This is a genomic window from Geobacter sp. FeAm09 (assembly GCF_008330225.1).
GTDB lineage: Bacteria > Desulfobacterota > Desulfuromonadia > Geobacterales > Pseudopelobacteraceae > Oryzomonas.
Map to the genome: position 1 here is coordinate 3,216,352 of NZ_CP042466.1, position 22,442 is coordinate 3,238,793.

Below are 22,442 nucleotides of genomic sequence, written 5' to 3' on the forward strand. Positions count from 1 at the left end.
GCAAACTCCGTGGCCGGAAACTGCGTCACGGCGAATCATGGGCGGCCAGCAGCAAAACCGGGTGCTCCAGGACGCGGCGCACCTCGGCCAGGAACCTGGCGGCGTAGGCGCCGTCCACCACCCGGTGGTCGCTCGACAGGGTGACCCGCATGGTGGGGGCCACGCCGAGTTGGCCGTTTCTGACCACGGGCCGCTCGGCCACGGTACCCGCCGCCAGGACGGCAACCTGTCCCGGCAGGATCAGGGCGTGGAATTCGTCCACCCCGTACATGCCCAGGTTGGAGAGGGAGAACCCCCCGCCCGACATCTCTTCCGAGGCGAGCCGCCCGCTTCTGGCCCTGTCCGCCAGGCGGGCGGCCTCCCGTTCGATCTCCGCTGCCGGCAGGTGCGCACAATCCCTGACCACCGGCATCAACAGGCCGTCCGGCAGGGCCACGGCGAAGCTGATGTTGACCGGTCCGCCGGCACCGCCGGCAATGAGCAGCGGAAACCCCGTGAGGGCAACGCCGCATGCCTTGAGCAGCAGGGCATGGTAGCCGACCTGCCCGGCGCTCCCCTTCAGTTCGCTGACCACTTCGCGACAGGCATCCATCCCCACCTCCACCGTGGCGGTGAAAAAGGGGATCTCCTGCCAGGAACGGCTGACCGTGGCGGCAATGGCCTGGCGCATGGCGCTCGGCGCCGGCGGGACGGCAGGCGAGGCGACCTCCGCCGGGCCAGGGGGTACAACAGCCGGACCTGTGGCGTCCGGTGCCGCCGGGGCCTCTGCCGGTTGTGCCGCCAGGTCTTCCTGAAGGATCCTCCCCTCGGGGCCGCTGCCGCGCACCCGGGAGAGATCGACGCCCATCTCCCGCGCCATGCGGCGCACCAGGGGCGACGCCTTTTCGTGGTCGTCACCGTCGTGCCCCGGGGGGGCGGAGGGAGGCGGCGCCAGCGGCGGCGGAGGTGCCGCCTCCTGGGCGAGAGGTGCCGGCGGTTTCGCGGGAGCGGGTGTGACGGCGGCAGCCTCGTGGGAAGGCGCTTCCGTCCCGGCCGCAACCTCGCCCGGCTCGCCGATCAGTCCGAGCACCGTGCCGACCGGGACGTTTTCGCCCTCTTTCGCCATGATTTTGAGCAGGACCCCCGAGGTAAACGCCTCCAGTTCCATGACCGCCTTGTCGGTTTCCACCTCGGCGATCACCTCGCCCCGCTCCACCCGCTCACCCACCTGTTTGCGCCAGCCGATGAAACTCCCCTCGGTCATGGTATCCGACAGCTTGGGCATGGTGATTTCAGTTGCCATGGTGCGATGCCCCCTTCTTCTCCGCCGGCGCGCAGGGCGGGCCGGTCGGGCGGTTTCATTTCAAGTCGCAATCAGTATGCTGCTACTCATATCAACCACGCCCGCCCCCCTGGGGCCTAAAGGGCCAGGGGGGCGGGCAAGGCAGGCCCTGGGCTTGAATCAATAGCGGCCGCCCGCCACGTCCTTCACGGCCTGGACGATGGTTTCCACCTGGGGGATGCAGAGTTTCTCGATCTTGCGCGAGTAGGGCATGGGCACGTCCAGCCCCGAAACGCGCCTGACCGGCGCCTGCAGGACATCGAAGCAGTTTTCGAAGATCCGGCTGGCGATCTCGGCCCCCAGGCCGCAGGTGCGCCAGCACTCCTCCACCACCACCGCCCGGCCGGTCTTTTTCACCGAGGCCATGACGGTATCGTCGTCCAGGGGCGCCAGGCTGCGCAGATCCACCACCTCGCAGGAAATCCCCTCCCGGGCCAACTCCTCGGCCGCCTGGAGGGCCAGCACGGTCATGCGGGCATAGGCCACGATGGTGACCCGCTCCCCCGGCCTCTTGACGGCGGCCTTGCCGATGGGAATCAGGTATTCCGGGTCTTCCGGCACCTCCCCCTTGCTGTTGTAGAGCAGTTCATGCTCCAGGAAGACGACCGGGTTGTTGTCGCGGATGGCGCTCTTCAGGAGCCCCTTGGCATCTCCCGGCGTGGCGGGATAGAGCACCCGCATCCCGGGGCAGTGCATGAAAAAGGTCTCCAGGCTCTGGGAGTGCTGGGCCCCCAACTGGCTCCCCCCGCCGCCCGGCATGCGGATCGTCATGGGCACCGACGCCTGGCCGCCGAACATGTAACGGATCTTGGTCATGTGGTTGACGATCTGGTCCATGGCCAGCAGGGCGAAGTTCACCGTCATCAGCTCGGCCACCGGGCGCAGGCCCCCCATGGCCGCCCCCACGGCCACGCCGATGATGGTATTCTCCGAGATGGGCGTATCCTTGACCCGCTCCTCGCCGAATTCGGCCAACAGCCCGCGGGTCACCTTGAAGGAGCCCTCGTACAGCGCCACATCCTCGCCCCAGACCACCACCGACGGGTCGCGGCGCATCTCTTCCCTGAGGGCCAGGTTGATGGCATCGCGATAGGTCATTTCCGCCATAAAAACCTCCAAAAGCTATACATCTGCCACAGAGACACGGATACACAGAGGTACACAGAGAAAACTCTAGTGGCTTCGACATCCCTTGAAATTGCATCCAGACTTAGGGCCTTGTTTAGGCCGCGCACAACCAAAATAGAGTTCTTGAGTCTTTCGGGATCGTCTTGCAACGACCACCTCGAAACCACGCTTAGGGCATGGTCCTGTAGTTTCTTTCCAAACGTCAGGACGATCCATCGGATCTTTTTTCATCTCTTTTCCCGTTTTTCTCTGTGTACCTCTGTGTATCCGTGTCTCTGTGGCAGATGTTCAGATGCTAAAGTTTAAAAATCAGACATAGATATCGCTGTACACCTCGCCATCCTCCGGCCAGGGCGATTCCTCGGCAAAGGCCACCGCCTCCGCCACCTGCGCCCGGCACCCCGCCTCGATGGCGTCCAGGGCCTCCCGGGTGGCGATCCCCTCCTCCAGCAGACGTTTGGCAAAATTGGGCAGCGGGTCGCGGGACTTCCACAATTCGTGCTCGGCGGCCGAGCGGTATTTGCCCGGATCGGCCATGGAATGCCCCCGGAAACGGTAGGTGGTGGCCTCGATGAAGTAGGGCCGCCCGGCTTCCCGCACCTTTTCGGCGGCGTGCTTCACCGCCTTGTAGACCGCGATCACGTCCATGCCGTCAACCTTTTCCGAGGGGATGTCATAGCCGCAGGTGCGGCGGTGGATGGAGGCCAGGGCCGAGGAGCGGTGCACCTCGGTGCCGATGCCGTAGAAGTTGTTCTCGCAGATGAAGAGTACCGGCAGTTCCCACAACTGGGCCCAGTTGAGGGATTCGTGGAAGGTGCCCTGGTTGACCGCGCCGTCGCCGAAGAAGCAGGCGGCGATGCGGTCCTCGCCCCGGTACTTGGCGCTGAAGGCCAGCCCGGCGGAGAGGGGGAACTGGCCGCCGACGATGGCGTAGCCCCCCATGAAGTTGAGAGACGGATCGAAGAGGTGCATGGAGCCCCCCTTCCCCTTGCAGAGGCCGGTGGCCTTGCCGAACAGTTCGGCCATGACCCGCTTCGGGTCGGCGCCCCGCACGATGGCCTGGGCATGTTCACGATAGGCCGACAGGATATAATCGTCCTTGTGCAGGCCGGCCGTCGCCCCCACCGCCACGGCCTCCTGGCCGCTGTACAGATGGAGGAATCCGGTGATATTCCCCTTGGCGTACTGTTCGGCGCAATGCTCCTCGAATTCCCGCGAAAGAAACATCTGCCCGTAGAGCCTCAGCAGTTCCTGATCCGGCAAAACCATACGCAGTCTGGTTTCCATAATCGCCTCCGCTTCGGTGGTCGCAGGGGGTACAAACTATGCAGCCCGGCGGGCGACCTCCCGCCGAATACCGTCGATGGCTGTCCCGATATCCAGTTTACCATTGATGGTGCCTGCCAGGCGAGCGATATAGTCGCGCTCCTGCAGCAGGCGATAGGACGAGGCGAACCCCAGGTCAAGGGCCCAGGAGATCTGCAAGAGCCTGAAGTCGTTGAGGACCCGGCATTGATCGAGCCTCACGACCCGCTGCGCCAGCAAGGCATCCCGGCAGGCGGGCGTGCAGCCCGGCAGATCGGGGAAATCCAGGGTGGCGGCGGAGGCCCGCCGCTCCTCCGGCAGGGTGAAAAGCTCGATGAAAACCCGCCAGATATCCAGTTTGTCCGCGTCCCGGATCAGCCGCATGAACAGCCGGGTGGGCGAAGCGACCCGTTCGGGCAGTTCCAGCAGGTTGTGGAAGCGCACCGCCTCCTCGATCAACAGGCATTCGCCCGAATCGAGGCCGGCCAGCAGGCTCTGTTCGGCGATCACCTCCACCGAAAGCCGGGCATGGTTGTCGGAGTCGCGGTCGCGGAAGGTACGCCAGCGGCGGTACTGGGGGAAACGCCCCACGTCGTGGAGCAGGGCGATGGCCTGCGCGATGCGGGCCTCCTCGGCCGAAAGCCCTTCGCCCGCCGCCAGGATGTCGCTGACCGCGCAGACCTTGCGGGTGTGCTCGATCTTGAGCCGAATATTTTCAACCCCTTCCGGGTCGGTATCGAGAAAAGTGCGGGTATAGTCGTCGAACCATCGGCCGATAGCCGCAAGGCGCTGTTGTTCCATGAATCGTCCGGTTCTCGCCTGGGGCGTTGAAATTGCTGAAATAATACTGTAATCTGCGGTGAAGTCAAATATCATCTCCCGGAGCGCCCCATGCAATTGCCCTTGTTGCCTGACATACACGATCCACTGGAGAGTGCTCGGGCCAGGGCCGAGGAACTTCGCCGCCAGATCGAGCACCACAACCGGATGTACTATGTGCTGGACACGCCGGAGGTCAGCGACGCCGAGTACGACGCCCTGTTCCGCGAACTCCAGGCGGTGGAGGCACACTACCCCGACCTGGTGACTCCCGAATCACCGACCCAGCGGGTCGGCGGCGCGGCCCTGGACAAGTTCGCCCCCCTGCCCCATCGGCTCCCCATGCTGTCGCTGGAAAACGCCACCAATGAAGAGGAGATCAGGGAGTTCGACCAGCGGGTCAAGAAGGTCCTGGCGCTGCCGGCCGAGGCGGAGGTGAGCTATGTTTGCGAGCCGAAGATGGACGGCCTGGCCGTGGAGCTGGTGTACGAGAACGGCGCACTGTCGGTGGCCTCCACCCGGGGCGACGGCCTGACCGGTGAAGACGTGACCGCGAATATCCGCACGATCCGCGCGCTCCCCCTGCGGCTTGCCGGCACCGACGCCCCGCAGGTGCTGGAGGTGCGGGGCGAGGTCTACCTTTCCCTGGAGGCATTCCAGCGCATCAACCGGGAAAAGGAGGAAAACGGCGAGCCCCCCTTTGCCAACCCGCGCAACGCGGCGGCCGGTTCGCTGCGCCAGCTGGACCCGCGCATCACGGCGCGGCGGCCGCTCTCCCTCTTCTGCTACGCCCCCGGCGTCAGCGAGGGGACGACCTACGATTCCCAGCAGGAGTTCTTCGCGTTCATTGGCGCCCACGGGCTGCCGGTCAACCCGCTGGTGCGCCCGGTGACCGGGATCGAGGCGGCGGTGGCGTATTACCACGAGATGCAGGAACGCCGGGAGTCGCTCCCCTACGAGATCGACGGCACGGTCATCAAGGTGGATTCCTATACCCTCCAGCGGGAGTTGGGAGAGAAGAGCCGTTCGCCCCGCTGGGCCATCGCCTGCAAATTCCCGCCGCGCCAGGCGGAGACCGTGGTGGAGGCCATTGTCCCGTCGGTGGGGCGCACCGGGGTGATTACGCCCGTGGCACACCTGCGGCCGGTGGTGGTTTCCGGGGTGACGGTGGCCCGCGCCACGCTGCACAACTGGGACGAGATCGCCGCCAAGGACATCCGCATCGGCGATACCGTTCTGGTGGAGCGGGCCGGCGACGTCATACCGGCGGTGGTCAGGGTGCTGACGGAAAAACGCACCGGCCGGGAGCTGCTGCTGCCACCGCCCCAGACCTGCCCGGAATGCGGCTCGGAGGTGGTCCGCATCGCCGACGAGGTGGCGGTGCGCTGCATGGGGCTTTCCTGCCCGCCCCAGATCCGCGAGTCGCTCATCCACTTCGCCTCGCGCAACGCCATGGACATCGAGGGGCTGGGGGAGAAGTTCATCGAACAGCTCCTCTCCCTGGGACTGGTGCACAACGTGGCCGACATCTACCGCCTGACCCGTGACGATTTCATGCAGTTCGAACGCATGGGGGACAAACTGGCCGGCAACCTTTTGGCGGCCATCGAGAACAGCAAACAGCGGGAGTTGGGCAGGTTCATCTTCGCCCTCGGCATCCGCCACGTGGGCGAACGCACGGCCAAGACCCTGGCCCAGTCCTACGGCAGCCTGGAGAATCTGGAGCAGGCGACCATCGAGGAACTGACCGGCATCCGCGACATCGGCGCCACCGTTGCCCACAGCATCCGCACCTTCTTTGACAACCGGGACAACGTGGCCGTCGTCCGGCGCCTGCAGGAAGCGGGCGTGGCCCCCACCGCCGAAGAGAAACGGGTCGGCGGCAGACTCACCGGCAAAAGCTTCGTATTCACCGGCGGACTTGCCGGGTTCACCCGCGATCAGGCCCGCCGGATCGTTGAAGACGAGGGGGGGCACGTGGTCGGCTCCGTCTCCCGAAAGACCGACTACGTCGTAGCCGGCGAAGAGCCGGGCAGCAAACTGGACAAGGCCAGGGAGCTGGGCGTTGCCGTGCTCTCGGAGGCCCAGTTTTCCGAACTCGTGCAGAAGACGGACTGATATGCCCCTGAATCCGTGAAGACGTCACGGATTCAGGGCATCCCACACAAGCGGAAGACCGAAAGGAACGACTCTTGGACAAAGCAGCAATGATGATCAAGGCCCGCAAGCTGTTCAAGGACGTGAGCGACCTGCCGACCATCCCGGTGATCGTTTCACGGGTCATCAGGCTCCTGGACAACCACGAGTCCAACCCGGACGAGATCGCGGACCTGATCCTCTCCGACCAGGTGCTGGCGGCACGGGTCATCAGGGTGGTGAACTCGCCGCTCTACATGCCGGGGAGCAAGATCACCTCGGTAAAACGCGCCCTGCTCTACCTGGGGTTCAGGAGCGTGCGCGAGATGATCCTCACCAGCTATTTCGTGGACGGCTTCAAGGTCCAGGAACAGCCCTTCGACCTGAACGTCTTCTGGATGCATTCCTTCAGCGTCGGCTCCATGTCCCGCCGCATCGCCGCCATGGTGGGGTACGCCGATACCGAGCTGGCCTACATGGTCGGCATCATCCACGACATCGGCAAGGTCTTCTTCGGCCATTATCTCAAGGAAGAATACGGCGAGATGCTCGCCACCATCAATTACACCCGCTGCACGACCTACGACGCCGAGCAGGAGACTTTCGGCACCACCCACTGCGAGGTGGGGCTCTGCCTGGCCCAGCGCTGGAACTTCCCGCCGGTGTACAGCGACGTCATCTCCCACCACCACACCTCCGAACTGGCCATAGAGGACCCGCTCTTGACCGCCATCGTCGCGCTGGCCGACTTTTTCTGCCTCGCCTACACCATCTCGGACAGCGTGGCCCAGGCCACCAAACCCGACCGGTCCGAGGAATACGCCTGGAACCTGCTCAGGCAGCATTCGCGCCATCCCCTTCCCGACAATATGGGAGACTTCTTCTTCATGCTCTCCGATGAGTATGTGGAGGTCTTCCGCGAGGTGAACCAGCTCTTCAACACCATGACCACGGCGTGAAGCGGCAGTCATGAGCATCCGGCTGATCGTCTCGCTTTTGACCTTTCCGGGCGTGGTGGTGCACGAATTCGCCCATGCCTGGGCCTGCCGCCGGCTCGGCATCCGCGTCGTCAAGGTCTGTTATCTGCGTCTGGGCAACCCCGTGGGGTATGTGCTCCATGAACAGCCGGCATCCGCCGTTCAGCACATCATGGTGGCGGTGGCGCCGTTTTTCGTTTCCACCGCGGCGGCCCTGGCGGTCAGCCTGCTGGCGTCCCTCCTCGCCGCAAGCCCGGCGGCGGCCGAATTCCGGGACCCTGCCGTGCTTGCCGGGGCCTGGCTCGGCTTTTCCATCGCCCTGCACGCCTTTCCCAGCAGCGGCGACGGCGATGCCCTCTGGCGGGACGTCACCAGCCCGCACATGGGCTTCCCGGGAAAACTGCTGCTCGTGCCGGCGGTGGGGCTGATCCGCCTGTGCCAGGCCGGTACCGCCATCTGGCTCGACGCCCTGTTCGCCACGGTTCTGGTCGCCCTGCCGCCGCTCCTGCTGGTGGCGTTCATGGGGTGACCCGCAACCTCAATCCCCAAAAACACTGAAAAACCTCAAATCTGCCACAGAGACACTGAGACACAGAGGTTCACAGAGAAAAACAAAAACTATTTTTCGATAATACTATCATCAAGAACCTTTTTTGCTTGTCTTACTCCTGGTTTTCTCTGTGTCTCTGTGCCTCCGTGGCGGGTTTGGATTTTCAGGGAATTTTTAGGTTCATACAATTTCAGATTCGGGAGGTTTATCATGTCGGACGAAACACCGGTTTCATGTTCCAAGTGCAGTGCCGTATGGCAGAAGTGCGGCACCACCAATTGCTGGAGCGGCGACCCGGCAAGTGCCCCCCCCAAGCCGGGCAACTGTCCGTCCGGCACCTATGACGACGTGGTGAAAGAGGCGTTCGGGGAATACCGGGGAGACAGCGAGGAGGCCCGCATCGCCCTGGTGGCGGCGCGGGTGGAGGGACTCTGCTACCAGCGGACGGCCGGGAGCGATGTGATCATGCCGCGCTGGACCCGGGTGGAGGACACCATCGCCTTTGCCAAGCTGATGGGATACACAAGGATCGGCATTGCCACCTGCATCGGCCTTCTGGACGAGGCCGACCGCCTCGTGGCCATCCTGAAGGCCCAGGGGCTCGAACCGCTGAGCGTCTGCTGCAAGGCCGGAAGCATCGACAAGCGGGAACTGGGGCTGGACGAAGGGGACAAGGTCAGGCCCGGCACCTTCGAACCGGCCTGCAACCCCATTGCCCAGGCCGAGATCTGCAACCGCCTCAAGACCGACATGAACATCATTCTCGGCCTCTGCGTCGGCCACGACATGCTTTTCAACAAACGTTCCGAGGCCCCGGTGACCACCCTGGTGGTCAAGGACCGGGTCACCGGCCACAACCCCATCGCCGTGCTATACGGACAAAACTTTTACTACAAGCGGCTGCAGAAACAGGAGATGAAAATATGATATGACCAATACATGCCTTTCCTGGCTCCCAGTTCCACGACGGCCATCTATTGAGAAGCCGGCGCCATACGGAGGCCTGCGTGGCAGCCCTCGCCCCCCTATCGCGCCGGCACCAGCCGATCATATAGACCCATCTTCATCCGTTCACCTTCTCCGGCCATACCTGATCCCCAACTTGTCCATGCGCGCCCTCAGGGTGCCGGGCTTAATGCCGAGCAGTTCTGCGGCACCGCCCGGACCGTGTATCTTGCCTTTGGCGATCTTCAAAACGGTACTGATGTGCAGCGACATGGCATGATCAAGCCTGAGCGTGCCGGGGGCACTCCCCTCTTGAAGGGGTGGCGCCACCTCTGCGGCCTCGGCGGCCAGTAACGAGTTGAACATCAGTTGCCCTCCTCGATGTCGTATGATCTCCCTTTCCACCAGGTTTTCCAATTCGCGGACATTGCCCGGCCAACCATAGCCCCTCAGCCGTTCCAGTGCGCCGGGGGCAATGGGCGGGGGGATGGCGATCCCCAGCTCCTTGCTTTTTTGGACGACAAAGTGACGGGTCAGGGCGGGGATATCTTCCTGGCGTTGGCGCAACGGAGGAATGGTTATGGGAAAGACGTTCAGCCGGAACCACAGATCTTCCCGAAAAAGATTTTCAGACACCATGTTCCCCAGGTTTCGGTGGGTTGCCGCAATTACCCGAATATCCACGGGGATAGGTTTCGTGCCGCCGACCCTTTCGATCTCCCTATTCTGGAGAACCCTCAAAAGGCGCACCTGTGCCAGCGGTGGCAGCTCGCCGATCTCGTCCAGAAAGATGGTCCCTCCCGCTGCCCGCTCGAAGCGGCCGCGCTTCTCGGTGCCCGCGCCGGTGAAGGCTCCTTTCTCGTGTCCAAACAGTTCACTGTCGATAAGGCTTTCTGGAATGGCACCACAGTTGACCTTGATGAATGGGCCGTCTTTGCGTGGCGACATGAAATGGATGGTATTGGCGATAATTTCCTTGCCGGTGCCGGTTTCTCCCAAGAGCAGCACCGTATTGTTAAGCGGCGCCACCTGGCCGACCATTTCCATGACGTTGCACAACCCGGAATTTCCGCCAATGACTTCATCACCCACTTTGGAAAAGAGCTCGTTTTTAAGGAAACGGTTATCGTCCAGGAGGATGTCCTGGTATTTCACGACCTCCTCGTGAGCCAGGGCATTGGCCAGGGCGATGGCAAAGGGTTCAACGGCGGAGGCCAGAAGATCCGCGTGCGCCGGGGTGTATTTCCCCTTGCCATAGGCCCGCAGCACAAGGTGGCCGATCCGGTTTTCCTCGATCCGCAGCGGCAGGACCAAATCGGAGTTTTCCTCCAGTTTGACAAGCGGACTCAAAGCCCGGCAGTTCGGGTCGTCCACGTCCATGATGAAGGGGACCTGTTTTCCCGCCACCCATGTCCAGAGTTTTTTGGACAGAGGAATAATCGGCTTTGGCGGCAACGTCTCACCCAGCTTGACATTCGCAATTCTTCGAATTGCCCCCAGATTAGCGTCGAGAATGTCGAGGTACAATTCGTCCAGGGGGAAATAATCGACCAAATACTCCAACGTCCTCCGGAGGGCGACTTCTATATGGAGGCTGCTGCAAATTCTGCTGGTTACCTGCTTGAAAAATTCGGCTCTGTCGACCACGCCTATCCCCCCAAACAATCCTGGATTTTCAGCAAAGTGCATTATTTCGCAATTATACCCCAGATTGCTAAATAATGAAGTTGCAATAGCAATATTTTGCAATTATTCAGCACCCACTCCATATCTACCTGATATTGCTACGTATACAATTTTGGCACGTTTATGGCTATCTGTTACGTCAGAAAGGAGAACAACGGGTAAGAAATCAGCCACCCAGCGAACCGGCAGAACCAATGGAATAGCCCCGCAGCCGAACGGTTGCCGGGTGATTCCCGCAAGATACCCGCAGGACAACCCGGGGGAGAAGGTTCATGCACTTGATCGACAAAATAGGACGTGGACCGAGAATCAAGTTAACCGCAACTAAAGAGAAAGTGAGATCTATCATGAAAAAAACATACACCGTAATGTCGATTGTGGCTGGGGCAATAATCATGTCGGCGCTGCCCGCTCTGGCCGAAGAGGCGGCAACAGCCCACCAGGTAATATGCCAGAACAATTCCGACTCGATACAGGAGAGAATTGGGCGGCTGGACAGGGAAATCGTCAGGGGAACCGCTGTGTACAGCCCCGAAGAACTGAAAAAACTCCAGAAGGAACGGAGTGACGCCGGAAAAATCAGGGATTATGTCAACAACAACGAGCCGTCAGGTTCGCTGTGATTCAGTCGGAGCAAACGAGGTGTCGTGCGGCATAAGCCGCACGACACCTCGTTTTATGCCTATCGCATACTGCAATTTCGCCTCATTGGCACTACGAAAAATTTTGCGCGGTCATAGCGCGCGGACACAGATGAAGGAACCGCCATGGCAAAAGTTCTCTACATAACCAGCAACCTGAAACCGGTAGAACAGTCCAGAAGCCTCATGGTCGCCAAGGAATTTTTGCACGCATATCTGCGCCACAATCCGGATGACGAGATATATTTCCTTGACCTCTACCGCGACAACATCCAGCGGATCGACGCAGACGTGTTGAGCGGCTGGGGAAAGTTGCGCAGTGGTACAAGCTTTGCGGCGCTGAGCGATGATGAACAGCGAAAAATAGGGCGCATCTGGAAGCTTGCAGACCAATTTGTCGGGATGGACAAGTACGTATTTGTGACGCCGATGTGGAATCTGGGGTTCCCGGCGGAACTAAAGATGTACATCGACACCATTTGCGTCGTCGGCAAAACGTTCACGTACACCCCCGCAGGAGCAGAGGGGCTGCTCAAAAATCAAGGGAGAAAGTGTTTGCATATCCACTCGACCGGCGGCTTCCATTACGGCAAGGAAGAGGATCATTCCGTACCGTACCTCAAGTCCATAATGGGCTTCATGGGCATCGATGAGTTCGAGGCCATCGTGATCGAAGGCGTTGATGCGATCCCCCAGAGGGCTGCAGAATTCAAAAACCAGGCAATCCGAAAAGCGCTGGAAGCTGCGGCGCGATTCTGAACGTGAAAGGATGGGATACCATGACAACGACAAAAAAATTGATCTTGTTTCAAACGGATGCCGGGTGGCCGGGGCTGGTGCTGCGGATCATGTTAGGCGTGGCGATGTTCCCCCACGGAGCTCAAAAGCTCTTTGGCTGGTTCGGCGGGCATGGTTTGAGCGCCACGATTGCCATGTTTGCCGATAACATGCATATTCCGGCACCGCTCACTATTCTGGTCGTTCTCGGGGAATCGCTGGGGGCGGTGGGATTGGTATTCGGCCTCTTAACCCGCGTGGCCGCATTCGGAATATTGTCCAGCATGGTCGGTGCCGCCGCGCTGGTCACGTGGCCGAACGGCTTTTTCATGAACTGGTTCGGCAAACAGGCCGGCGAGGGCATCGAGTACCATCTCCTTGCCATTGCCATCAGCGTTGCGCTACTCATCGGCGGCGGCGGACGCTGGTCCGTCGACCGGCTCATTGCGTCCGCGCGACGGAAAACGAGGTAGCCCCCCTCCCCCCCCCGCTTCATGCATCTCGGAAACGGCACAAGAAACTACAGATAGCCAAGAGACGTCAAATGGGCTATAAAACGATCCATCATCCCGGTAACATCACAGAAACGGAGTCCCCAATGGTCAGAATGACAACCGAGCCTATCGATCCTGCAAAGATCTACGACCTGATAACCACGACCAATGCCGGTTCGGTCGTGGTCCACTATGCCGTAGTGAAACCCATGGCGGGGGTTGGCGGGACCACGAGCTACATCGACTATGCCGCAAACGGCGATACCGAGGCGGAACTGCGCGACATGGCCGCCGGGCTGACCGCGGAATTCGCCCTGGAAGATGCCCTCCTGATCCGGCGCACCGGCCGGCTCCGCGTCGGCGACATCATCTCGCTCGCAGCCGTCAGCTCCCCCAACAGCGGCGATGCCTTCGAAGCCTGCAAAGAGGCCATAAGCCGGCTGAAGAAGATGAACACCATCGTCAAGACCGAGATTTGCGGCTGACACACCGCCGCCACCGGCAGAGCCGCTCCGGCAGGGCGCCGGCGAGGTAGCCGCCCCTTCCGCCGTGGCCGGTATTCTCCAAAGATACAGCATCCCTGGGCCGTCTTACGGCCGCGAGGCGCCAGGGCGACATCCAGGCGCCTCGCGGCGCGTCAGTTCAACACTCATCTCCACAATTCGGGGCAGCGCCTACAGGATGCAGAAATCAACCGGCGCAAGCGCCTCGGGCAGCTCTTCCTCCCCCAGCGCCTCACGGACACTGATTTCTATGCCGCGGCAAATCCCGGCCAGGGGCAGGTCGTTGGGCAACGTGCCGAAAGGCTCGGCAATCTCGTCACCCAACGCATCGAGCCCGAAAAAGGTGTAGGAAATCAGGCCGACGACGAACGGCGTCATGAAGCCGATGGAGTCCACCAGCCCGAAGGGGAGCATGAAGCAGTAAAGATAGGCCGTGCGGTGGATCAGCAGGGTATAGGAAAAGGGGATCGGCGTCTGCTTGATCCTCTCGCAGCCGGCCAGGATGGTGGCAAAACTCGTCAGGGTTTCGTCGATGCGCGCGGCATAGAGCGGGTTGATGGCCCGCTCATCGGCCAGGCCGCGCAGGTCGGCGGCCATGCGGCGCACCAGGAAATCCGGCTTGTTAACGGCTCCTTCGAAAGACGTGCGTTCCCCTGCCGTCAGCAGCGCGCCCACCTCCTCCCGCGGGTCTGATCCGCGCAGGTGGTGGCGGAGCGCGTGGGCAAAGGCGATGGCGCGGTATGCCATGCGGCGGCGCGCCTCAGCCGCGTCATTCCCCCCAACAAAGGTCTGCATCTGCCGCGTGACGGTACGGCAGGCGATCATCAGCTCGCCCCACAGCTTGCGCCCCTCCCAGTAGCGTTCGTAACTCGCATTGTTGCGGAAACCGAGAAAGATGGCGAGCGCCAGGCCGATAAGGCTGAAGGGGATCGGCGTCATGGTGATCTTGATGGCGAACAGCATGCCGTGGGTCAGGTACACGGCGGCGGCCACCAGCACGGTGCTGACCAGTTGCCAGCGGATGCTCTGGAGCATGGAGCCCTTGAAGATGAAATAGAGGCGCAGCCCGGAGGGGCGTTCGCGTACGATCATGGTGTCGTCCTTGGCTATGAAAAGTTGTTCGTGCGGGTGCCGCACAGGTCGCCGGGCTTCCCGGCGGCATTGTTTCGCAGGCCTGTTACGGCAGCTCATGGCACTTGAGGCGCAGCATCATGGAGCACAACGGGGGGATGCGAGGGGAGACTGCGATGGTTCCGAATCCCTGGAGGCTTAACCTGAAAAGGGTGGCACTGTAGCATGCATGGGGGGCAATGAAAAGGTATACGGACAGGTCCCGGCAGTTTGCGGCGTGGGCTTGACGCAGGGGGGAAAATCATCCCGCCGTCGGTTCAGGCGGCCGGCACGCCGTTTTTCCTCACGTACTCGATGAACGCCCGCACAAACTCGGGGGACATGTCCTCCATATTCCCGCTGATGCGCCCCCGATCCGCAAAGGAGACGGAAAACGGGCTTCTCTCGTACCCTTCGATGGCCCACAAACTGATGACCCCTTCGGGATCGCGGATGATCCGGTACGAACCGCGCTGCCGATAGCGGTGCACCAGCAGCGCCAGCGCGTTTTTGCCCTGGTTATAGAGGTGTACGTCCCTGGTCATGTTCATGGTGCCGCCACTTTTTATGCAATTCCTTCAAATGTTATCGCTTCGGTTAACTATCCGAATCACGGAGCGAACCGCTGTCGCCCAATCAGGGCGCATGCAATGCGCCCCTACGCCAAGAGGTGCATAGACCATCACCGAAGCAATAATCACAGGCATTGGGGCAGATCGTCCCACAATTCGCTTCTGCTCTTGTAGCTTCTCAGCCGGTTGACCACGCTCTCCACCGGTGCCGCAAAGATCGCCTCGTAGATGAACTCGTCCGCCTCCGGGTCCATGGCAAAGGCGAGCTGCTCCTTCCCGACGCTGAATTGGGCGTCGATCCCCTTGGTGTTGCCCCGGGCATCGACCCGAATCCACCGGTCGAGGCTCGCCAGGTAGATGCCGTTGAAGCCGTGCAACACCGGTTCGTTGTCCACGGGCGGGTCCAGCCGCAGCACCTGGTAGCAGAAACCGGCCGGGATGCCGACCGCCCGGAGCAGGGCGGCCAGGAGATGGCTTTTGGCAAAACAGATTCCGGTACCGTGCAGCAACACCTCGCTGGCCGTGCAGGTCACCACGTCCAGGCCGGCGTCATGGGAGTGGGGAATGGTGTCCCGCACCCATTCGTACAGACAGCGGGCCTTGGCGACCTCATCAGGCAACGACCCGGTAAGTTCCAGGGCCTTCTCCCGGACAGCCGGGGTCTGCCAGTCGATAACGGCATCGGAAACCAGATAGTCGTTCAGATCGTCCGACTCAGGGTACATGGGGTCCTCGTTTGATATATGATAGGTGTGGAACCAAGGGGGTCGGAAACGGTTTCCTGGGTTCGCAGCCGTCCCCATCCCGCCGGACGGATGAAACCGCCCCTATTTCCCCGTAAACGCCGCCTGGCGCTTCTCCACAAAAGCTCCCATGCCCTCCCGCTGGTCCTCGGTGGCAAAGAGCACGCCGAACAGGGCCGCCTCGTAGCGGAACCCGTCCTCCTTGCCCATGTTCAGGCCGTTGGCGATGGCGTCCTTGGCGCCGCTCACCCCCAGCGGGGCGACCCGGGCGATGGCCCGGGCCGTTTCCCGGGCCTTGGCCAGAAGCTCCTCCGGGGGAAATACCCGGTTGACGATCCCCCAGGCCCGGGCCTGGTCGGCGTCCAGCATCGTGCCGGTGAAGATCATCTCGTTGGCCCGGTTGGGGCCGATCAGGCGGGCCAGGTTCTGGGTGCCGCCGAAACCGGGCATGATCCCCAGGGTCACCTCGGGGAAACCGAACCGGGCCGTGGCGGCGGCGTAGATGAAATCGCAGGCCAGGGCCAGTTCCAGCCCGCCCCCCAGGGCGTAGCCGTTGACCGCCGCGATGACCGGCTTGTTCATCCTGTTCATGAGCAGCATCACCCCCTGCCCCTTCCGGGCAAAGGCGTGGCCCTCGAGGGCGTTCATCCCGGCCATTTCCTTGATGTCGGCACCGGCCACGAAGGCCCGCTCTCCGGCACCGGTCAGCACCACCGCCCTGACGCCCGCATCCCGGTCCAGGCCGTACAGGGCGCATTCCAGCTCGCCCAGCACCTCGCCCGTGAGGGAGTTGAGGCTCCGGGGACGGTTGACGGTCAGGGTGGCCACGTTGTCAACGGTTTCCATCAGCAGGTTCTTAAATTCCATACGCCCTCCTCCGTCACTGTTTGCGCAGATCACCGAAGCCCCCCGGAAAACGGGCGGCCAGAATGCGGTCATGCACCCTGCTCAGGAGGGTCAGCGATGCGGTCGCGCCGATAAGGCACATGAACATGTCCCACTGGGTGTCCCACACATCCCCCTGGGTTCCGAGAAAGGCATCCGCGGCCTCACCGCCGATGACGGCGCTCCACCATTCGATGAACTCGTAAAAAACGCTGACGGTCATGCAGACGCAGATCGTCAGGAAGGTGAGCCACTTCCCCGGTACGAGCGGCGACCGGCGGAGCAGGATTTCCCGCGCCAGGATGGCCGGGACAAAGCCCTGGGCAAGGTGGCCGATGCGGTCGTAGTGGTTGCGGGCAAAGCCGAAGAGGTCCTTCATCCAGAATCCCAGCGGCACCTCGGCGTAGGTGTAGTGGCCGCCGACCATCAGGATCAGGGCATGGACAAAGAGGAGCCGGTAGAGGAGCGGGGTAAGGGGAAAACGGCGATAGCTGACCATCAGGAGCGGCAGCCCGACCAGGATCGGGGCGACCTCCAGGAGCCAGGTGGTGTAGTCGTGGGGGCGGATGGCGGAAACGGCCAGGGCCGCCAGGGTGGCGACCAGCAGTAGCCGCGGCTCGCGGCACTTTGGGGGGAGCACGGTCGTCACGGCCGGTTTGCCCCGCGTTTGGCAGCGAGGCGCGCTGCCGGCCGCCTTCCTGGATGCGTGTCAGCCATGGGACAACTCGACCGGCTCAGAAATGTTTCTTGCTGAAATCCCGGTACGTCGGGCCCTTCTGGGACGGCGCAGGGGTATGGGGGGCGGTGAGGTCCCAGATGAACTTGGAAAGCCCGCGCTCGATGGGAGAAAGGAACAGGGCCAGAAGGAACATCATCAAGAATGCCAGGAAAAAGGCTACAAGCATGGTCAGTGCTATGAAGATTGCTTCCACTATCAGGGGCATGGTTCGTCTCCCGCGGCCTGTCGGCCCATTCTGCCTGCCAATCCGTTTTTACTATACACTATCGCAAAAAAATAATACACCCAGTTTAATGAGCCTCCCCTCCCCTTGACTTTGGGAGATTCGACATTATGTTTTCTGATAGAACAGGATCACCACTTTAAAAACAGGGAGGATACCCATATGGCACTGGTCAAATACAACCCGCTCAGGGAGTTGCGCACCATGCAGGAGCAGATGAATCGGCTGTTGAACGTCTCCTGGAACCATGACATTTCCGGTGAGGATACCCGCGAGGGGATCTGGCAGCCGGCGGTGGACATCTACGAGACGGAGGATGCCATCGTCATCAAGGCCGAGGTGCCGGACGTGGACCAGAAGGACATCGATGTGCGCATCGAGGACAATACCCTGATCCTCAAGGGGGAGCGCAAGCACGAAGGGTCGGTCAAAAAGGAGAACTATCACCGCATCGAGCGCTATTTCGGCTCATTCCAGCGCAGCTTCAGCCTGCCGGCGACCATCGACCAGGAGCATGTGGCGGCCACCTGCGACAAGGGCATCCTGAACATCGTCCTCCCGAAAAAGGAGGAGACCAAACCGAAACAGATCAACATCGAGGTCAAATAAGCGTCCTGCGGGCCTGAGAGCGCAAAAAAAGAGCCGGGGCGCGCCCCGGCTCTTTCCGTTTCCCCGGCACCACCCTTGCCGTCGCTTCAGGCGTGGGGGGCATCCTTTTTCTCCGCGGCATTCTGTGCCTCAGCCCCATCCTTCTTTTCCACGGCATCATGCTCGGCCGGCGCGGCCGCAGCCACATGCTCGGGCTCGGCGGGCGGCGTCACCGCCTCCTGCGGCTCCACCTTCTCCTCGGTCTTGCGGGCCTCTTCCTGGATGTTGCGCTGGAAGTCCTCGGAGGCCCTCTTGAACTCCGCCAGCCCCTTGCCCAACGACTTGGCCAGTTCCGGCAGTTTGTGCGGCCCGATGACGATCAGGGCGATGACCATAATGATGATAAGTTCCGGCATACCGATTCCAAACATGTTCAACTCCTTGATTGCGCTGGCCTGTCACCCAATGCATGCGTAATGGATAGAATAATATTAAAACCGTAAACCGCCGTCTTGGCAACAATTATTTTCTGAATTTTCCCTTGCCATTTTTTAGCGCTGTGATACTATGCCCAAAATTTAGGCATTACTCAATCTGTTTTTTCTCCTTCCGTTAGCCGTGACCTGTGTGCATCATGCTGAAACCATTGAAAATCGGTAGACTCTCCCTGGCGCACAACGTTGTGCTTGCCCCTTTGGCCGGAATCACCAACCTGCCGTTCCGTCTCCTCTGCCGCCGCAATGGTGCCGCCCTCGCCTTCACCGAGATGGTAAGCGTCAACGGCTTGGTCCGCGAAGGCACGAACACCCTGGCCCTGCTCAAGAGCTGCCCGGAAGACCGCCCCTTGGGCATCCAGCTCTTCGGGGATACGCCCGGGAGCCTGGCGGAAGCCGCCCGCATGGTGGCGGAATACGGGGAACTGCTCGATATCAACATGGGATGCCCGGTCCGCAAGGTGGTCGGCACCGGCGCCGGCAGCGCCCTCTTGCGCGACCCGGCCGGCATTGCCGCCATCGTCAAGGCCGTGCGGGCCGCCACCGCCCTGCCGCTGACGATCAAGATCCGTTCCGGCTGGCATTGCGGGGACGACACCTATCTGGAAATCGGCAAAATCGCCGAGGCCGAGGGGTGCGACGCCGTGACCCTGCATCCCCGCAGCCGCTCCCAGATGTTCTCGGGACATGCCGACTGGAGCCAGATCGCCCGGCTCAAGGAGTCCCTGGCCATCCCGGTCATCGGCAGCGGGGATATCTTCAGCGCCGACGATTGCCGGGCCATGATGGCCGAAACCGGATGCGACGGGGTGATGATCGCCCGGGGCGCCCTCGGCAATCCCTGGATATTCCGGCAGGTCCTGGAGCTGGAGGAACGGGGGACCGTGACGCCGGCCGGCGCAGCCGAGCGGGCCGACGTCATTCGCCGGCACCTGGAGCTGTTCGTTCGGGAAAGCGGCGAGGCCGTGGCCGCCCGAGAGATGAAAAAGCACATCGGCTGGTATGCGCGCGGCTTCGCGGGGGCCGCGGATATCCGCCGGGAGGCCAATTCAGTCCGCACCGTCGATGATTTATTCACCCTGATCGAAAGGATATCCGGCACACCGGATGACCACCATGCCCACGACTGACAACATCGCCGAACAAGGCAGCTATCCGGGCGATTACTACGCCACCGTGCTCGACAGCGTCGGCGACGGCGTGATCGTCGTGGACCGCAGCGGCGTGATCACGCTGTGCAACCCGGCCGCCGAGGAGATCACCGGGTTTTCCCGGCGCCAGGCCACGGGTGCCAGCTTCGACAAGCTCTTCGCCCTGGAAAAGACCCTGGTGGAGATGGTCCAGAAGACCACCCAGACCGGCATCACCATCTCGGATCACGAGAACGTGGTGGTCCGCTCCACCGGCAAGGTCAAGCCGGTGGCCGCCACCTGCTACCCGCTCATGCTGGGGACCGGCGAGAATATCGGCACCATCCTGTCCCTCAAGGACATCACGTATATCCGCGAACTGGAGGCGGCGGTCCGGCAGGCCGACCGGCTCTCCACCATAGGGACACTGGCGGCCGGCCTGGCCCACGAGGTGAAGAACCCCCTGGGAGGGATCAAGGGGGCGGCCCAACTCCTGGAGCGGGAACTGGACGCCGGCAGCGAACTGCTGGATTACACCCGGGTGATGATCCGCGAAACCGAGCGTATCGACCACATCATCCGCGAACTGCTGGAACTTGCCTCGCCGCGGGGGCTCAAGCTGGGGCCGGTCAACCTGCACAAGGTGCTGGGCGACATCCTCCTGCTGCAAAAGCAGGCCGTAACCGGGCGCGACATCACCTTCAACAAGCATTTCGACCCCAGCATCCCCCCGATCATGGCCGATGAGGAGATGCTGACCCGGCTGTTCCTGAACCTGATCTGCAATGCCATCGACGCCTTGCAGGAGACCGGGCAGTTGACGGTGGCGAGCCGGGTGCTGTCGGACTACCGCATGGCCCAGAACGACCGCCGCTCCCGCATGGTCGCCGTGGAGATCGCCGATGACGGCCCCGGCATCCCGGCCGAGGACCTGGAGAACATCTGGACGCCGTTTTTCAGCACCAAATCGTCGGGCACCGGCCTGGGGCTGGCCATCTGCCACAAGATCGTGGCGGAGCATCGCGGCATGATCAAGGTGGAATCCGATGCCGTCCACGGGACCAAGTTCACGGTGCTCCTGCCGCTGGTGCAATAACCGGGCGGCATCGCCAGCCTGACGTATCCGCCACGGGACTCTGCCGCGCTTGCCGGCCGAAAGCGCCCGTGACGTCCTATAATGCAATTTTATCCGTTAAAAACAGGGGACAACAACAATGCCGTTAAACAGAATCCTGGTGGCCGATGACGAAGAGAGCATGCGCTGGGTCCTTTCAAAGGCCCTGAAACGGAAAGGGTTCGCGGTGGACCTGGCCCACGACGGCCGGCAGGCGCTCTCCCTGGTCCAGGACAACAGCTACGACCTGGCGATTCTCGACATCAAGATGCCCGGCATCAGCGGCCTCGATCTGCTGGACAAGATCCGCGAACTGAAGAGCGACCTGCTGGTGGTCATCATGACCGCCGAGGCCAGCATGAAGAACGCGGTGGAGGCCATGAAGCGGGGGGCCTACGATTACATCACCAAGCCGTTCGACCTTGACGTGATCGACGCCATCATCGAGAAGGTGGGCCGCGCCCGCGAGATTGCCGGCCAGGTCACCCTGCTCAAGCAGGAGCTCAAGGAGCGCTACCAGGTCGAGAAGAACATCATCGGCAACTCGCCCGCCATGCGCGAGGTCTACAAGACTATCGGCAAGGTGGCGGGCAGCGACGTCACCATCCTGGTCCAGGGGGAGTCGGGGACCGGCAAGGAACTGGTGGCGCGGGCCGTCCATTTCAATTCGCGCCGCCTGGGCAAGCCGTTCGTCGCCATCAACTGCGCCGCCATCCCCAAGGAGCTTTTGGAAAGCGAGCTGTTCGGCTTTGAAAAGGGGGCCTTCACCGGCGCCGTGGAACGCAAGCTGGGCAAGTTCGAGCAGGCCAACCAGGGAACGCTCTTCCTGGACGAGATCGGCGACATGCCGCTCGACCTGCAGGCCAAGATCCTCCGCGTCCTCCAGGAACGGGAGATCACCCGCACCGGCGGCAACCAGAGCATCCCGGTGGACGTGCGGATCGTGGCCGCCACGAACCAGGAACTGATCGAAAAGGTCCGCCAGAAGGAGTTCCGCGAGGATCTCTTCTACCGGCTGAACGTCGTTCCCATCAACCTGGTCCCCTTGCGGGAGCGGCGGGAGGATATCCCCCAGCTCGTGCAGTACTTCCTGGGCCGGACCTGCGCCGAACTGGACATCAGCGACAAGCAGTGCACCGACGAGGCCATGGCGGTGCTGACCGCCCACTCCTGGCCCGGCAACGTGCGGGAACTGGAAAACACCATCAAGCGCGCCGTCATCCTCTCCAGCGACCCGCTCTTGACTCCCCGGGACTTCGAAGGGCTCGAACCGCTCTCCGGGGGGCAGCCGGCCCCGGCCCACGACGCCTCCCTGGAGTCGATCGTGGACGTGAAGCTGCGTTCCTGCATGAACGGCATCGAAAAGCTGGAAAAGGGTGACATCCATGCCATGGTGCTGGAACAGGTGGAACGCCCCCTGATCCGCTTCATCCTGGAGAAGACCCGCTGGAACCAGGTCAAGGCGGCGGATATCCTCGGCATCAACCGCAACACGCTGCGCAAGAAGATCAACGACCTGGGCATCGAGCTGAAACGGGATTAAGAGCTATTGAAAAACTCAG

24 protein-coding genes are annotated in these 22,442 nt (G+C 62.0%); 12 read left to right on the top strand and 12 right to left on the bottom strand.

Translation table 11 applies throughout. The features are described 5' to 3' along the window. Window positions 1–25 precede the first annotated feature (25 nt). The 4 genes from FO488_RS15175 to FO488_RS15190 all read right to left on the bottom strand — a co-directional run bounded on the left by FO488_RS15175 (window position 26) and on the right by FO488_RS15190 (window position 4,555). Entirely contained in the window at window positions 26–1,282 is a 1,257-nt protein-coding gene (locus FO488_RS15175; protein ID WP_149211327.1) for a dihydrolipoamide acetyltransferase family protein, read from the bottom strand. 159 nt (window positions 1,283–1,441) lie between these two features. Further along, window positions 1,442–2,428: an alpha-ketoacid dehydrogenase subunit beta gene (locus FO488_RS15180; protein WP_149211328.1), complete on the bottom strand. Its 987-nt coding sequence runs from the start codon at window positions 2,426–2,428 to the stop codon at window positions 1,442–1,444. 330 nt (window positions 2,429–2,758) lie between these two features. After that, entirely contained in the window at window positions 2,759–3,736 is a 978-nt protein-coding gene (gene pdhA / locus FO488_RS15185) for a pyruvate dehydrogenase (acetyl-transferring) E1 component subunit alpha (protein WP_149211329.1), read from the bottom strand. A gap of 36 nt (window positions 3,737–3,772) precedes the next feature. Continuing rightward, window positions 3,773–4,555: an HD domain-containing protein gene (locus tag FO488_RS15190; protein ID WP_149211330.1), complete on the bottom strand. Its 783-nt coding sequence runs from the start codon at window positions 4,553–4,555 to the stop codon at window positions 3,773–3,775. 90 nt (window positions 4,556–4,645) lie between these two features. On the opposite strand from FO488_RS15190, the gene ligA reads away from it, so the two are divergent. The 4 genes from ligA to FO488_RS15210 all read left to right on the top strand — a co-directional run bounded on the left by ligA (window position 4,646) and on the right by FO488_RS15210 (window position 9,163). After that, a complete protein-coding gene (gene ligA / locus FO488_RS15195; RefSeq protein ID WP_149211331.1) occupies window positions 4,646–6,691 on the top strand; it encodes an NAD-dependent DNA ligase LigA in 2,046 nt (681 codons plus the stop codon). A 74-nt stretch (window positions 6,692–6,765) separates the two neighbouring features. Then, a complete protein-coding gene (locus FO488_RS15200; protein ID WP_149211332.1) occupies window positions 6,766–7,668 on the top strand; it encodes an HDOD domain-containing protein in 903 nt (300 codons plus the stop codon). Between the two features lie 10 nt (window positions 7,669–7,678). Further along, a complete protein-coding gene (locus tag FO488_RS15205) occupies window positions 7,679–8,215 on the top strand; it encodes a metalloprotease family protein (RefSeq protein WP_149211333.1) in 537 nt (178 codons plus the stop codon). 231 nt (window positions 8,216–8,446) lie between these two features. Then, window positions 8,447–9,163: a DUF1847 domain-containing protein gene (locus FO488_RS15210; RefSeq protein ID WP_149211334.1), complete on the top strand. Its 717-nt coding sequence runs from the start codon at window positions 8,447–8,449 to the stop codon at window positions 9,161–9,163. A gap of 144 nt (window positions 9,164–9,307) precedes the next feature. Here FO488_RS15210 and FO488_RS15215 read toward each other — a convergent pair whose 3' ends face one another. After that, window positions 9,308–10,870 carry a sigma 54-interacting transcriptional regulator gene (locus FO488_RS15215; RefSeq protein ID WP_149212217.1) on the bottom strand — a complete coding sequence of 521 codons (1,563 nt, stop codon included), beginning with the start codon at window positions 10,868–10,870 and terminating at the stop codon, window positions 9,308–9,310. A 269-nt stretch (window positions 10,871–11,139) separates the two neighbouring features. Between FO488_RS15215 and FO488_RS19710 the strand changes: the two genes are divergently transcribed. The 4 genes from FO488_RS19710 (at window position 11,140) to FO488_RS15235 (ending at window position 13,264) form a co-directional block, all read left to right on the top strand. Then, complete coding sequence (locus FO488_RS19710) at window positions 11,140–11,490, top strand: hypothetical protein (RefSeq protein WP_205743287.1); 351 nt, start codon at window positions 11,140–11,142, stop codon at window positions 11,488–11,490. Between the two features lie 144 nt (window positions 11,491–11,634). Further along, the gene (locus FO488_RS15225; RefSeq protein ID WP_149211335.1) at window positions 11,635–12,267 is read left to right on the top strand and encodes an FMN-dependent NADH-azoreductase; all 633 of its coding nucleotides are present in this window, start codon (window positions 11,635–11,637) and stop codon (window positions 12,265–12,267) included. Between the two features lie 20 nt (window positions 12,268–12,287). After that, complete coding sequence (locus FO488_RS15230) at window positions 12,288–12,758, top strand: DoxX family protein (protein ID WP_149211336.1); 471 nt, start codon at window positions 12,288–12,290, stop codon at window positions 12,756–12,758. A gap of 125 nt (window positions 12,759–12,883) precedes the next feature. Further along, on the top strand, window positions 12,884–13,264 hold the full coding sequence (locus FO488_RS15235; protein WP_149211337.1) for a molybdenum cofactor biosynthesis protein MoaE: 381 nt from the start codon (window positions 12,884–12,886) through the stop codon (window positions 13,262–13,264). Window positions 13,265–13,453: 189 nt separating this feature from the next. On the opposite strand, the gene FO488_RS15240 is transcribed toward FO488_RS15235, so the two are convergent. The 6 genes from FO488_RS15240 to FO488_RS15265 all read right to left on the bottom strand — a co-directional run bounded on the left by FO488_RS15240 (window position 13,454) and on the right by FO488_RS15265 (window position 17,536). After that, window positions 13,454–14,374 (bottom strand): bestrophin family protein, encoded by a 921-nt coding sequence (locus FO488_RS15240; protein ID WP_149211338.1) that lies wholly within the window; start codon window positions 14,372–14,374, stop codon window positions 13,454–13,456. A gap of 296 nt (window positions 14,375–14,670) precedes the next feature. Then, window positions 14,671–14,937, bottom strand: a complete 267-nt coding sequence (locus FO488_RS15245; RefSeq protein ID WP_149211339.1) for a hypothetical protein — start codon at window positions 14,935–14,937, stop codon at window positions 14,671–14,673. A gap of 152 nt (window positions 14,938–15,089) precedes the next feature. After that, window positions 15,090–15,689: a transglutaminase family protein gene (locus FO488_RS15250; RefSeq protein ID WP_149211340.1), complete on the bottom strand. Its 600-nt coding sequence runs from the start codon at window positions 15,687–15,689 to the stop codon at window positions 15,090–15,092. A 102-nt stretch (window positions 15,690–15,791) separates the two neighbouring features. Then, window positions 15,792–16,574: an enoyl-CoA hydratase/isomerase family protein gene (locus FO488_RS15255; RefSeq protein ID WP_149211341.1), complete on the bottom strand. Its 783-nt coding sequence runs from the start codon at window positions 16,572–16,574 to the stop codon at window positions 15,792–15,794. A 13-nt stretch (window positions 16,575–16,587) separates the two neighbouring features. After that, the gene (locus tag FO488_RS15260) at window positions 16,588–17,241 is read right to left on the bottom strand and encodes a DUF2238 domain-containing protein (RefSeq protein ID WP_205743288.1); all 654 of its coding nucleotides are present in this window, start codon (window positions 17,239–17,241) and stop codon (window positions 16,588–16,590) included. A gap of 85 nt (window positions 17,242–17,326) precedes the next feature. Beyond that, complete coding sequence (locus FO488_RS15265; protein WP_149211342.1) at window positions 17,327–17,536, bottom strand: hypothetical protein; 210 nt, start codon at window positions 17,534–17,536, stop codon at window positions 17,327–17,329. Between the two features lie 180 nt (window positions 17,537–17,716). On the opposite strand from FO488_RS15265, the gene FO488_RS15270 reads away from it, so the two are divergent. Continuing rightward, window positions 17,717–18,163 carry an Hsp20/alpha crystallin family protein gene (locus FO488_RS15270; protein ID WP_149211343.1) on the top strand — a complete coding sequence of 149 codons (447 nt, stop codon included), beginning with the start codon at window positions 17,717–17,719 and terminating at the stop codon, window positions 18,161–18,163. Between the two features lie 86 nt (window positions 18,164–18,249). Here FO488_RS15270 and FO488_RS15275 read toward each other — a convergent pair whose 3' ends face one another. Then, a complete protein-coding gene (locus FO488_RS15275; RefSeq protein ID WP_149211344.1) occupies window positions 18,250–18,573 on the bottom strand; it encodes a TatA/E family twin arginine-targeting protein translocase in 324 nt (107 codons plus the stop codon). Between the two features lie 203 nt (window positions 18,574–18,776). Here FO488_RS15275 and dusB point away from each other — a divergent pair, with 203 nt between their 5' ends. The 3 genes from dusB to FO488_RS15290 all read left to right on the top strand — a co-directional run bounded on the left by dusB (window position 18,777) and on the right by FO488_RS15290 (window position 22,423). Beyond that, the gene (gene dusB, locus FO488_RS15280; RefSeq protein ID WP_149211345.1) at window positions 18,777–19,766 is read left to right on the top strand and encodes a tRNA dihydrouridine synthase DusB; all 990 of its coding nucleotides are present in this window, start codon (window positions 18,777–18,779) and stop codon (window positions 19,764–19,766) included. Beyond that, window positions 19,753–20,862, top strand: coding sequence for a nitrogen regulation protein NR(II) (locus FO488_RS15285; protein WP_149211346.1), 1,110 nt, complete (start codon window positions 19,753–19,755; stop codon window positions 20,860–20,862). Before dusB ends, FO488_RS15285 begins: the two co-directional genes overlap by 14 nt. Window positions 20,863–20,980: 118 nt before the next feature. Further along, window positions 20,981–22,423: a sigma-54 dependent transcriptional regulator gene (locus tag FO488_RS15290; RefSeq protein WP_149211347.1), complete on the top strand. Its 1,443-nt coding sequence runs from the start codon at window positions 20,981–20,983 to the stop codon at window positions 22,421–22,423. Window positions 22,424–22,442 lie beyond the last annotated feature (19 nt).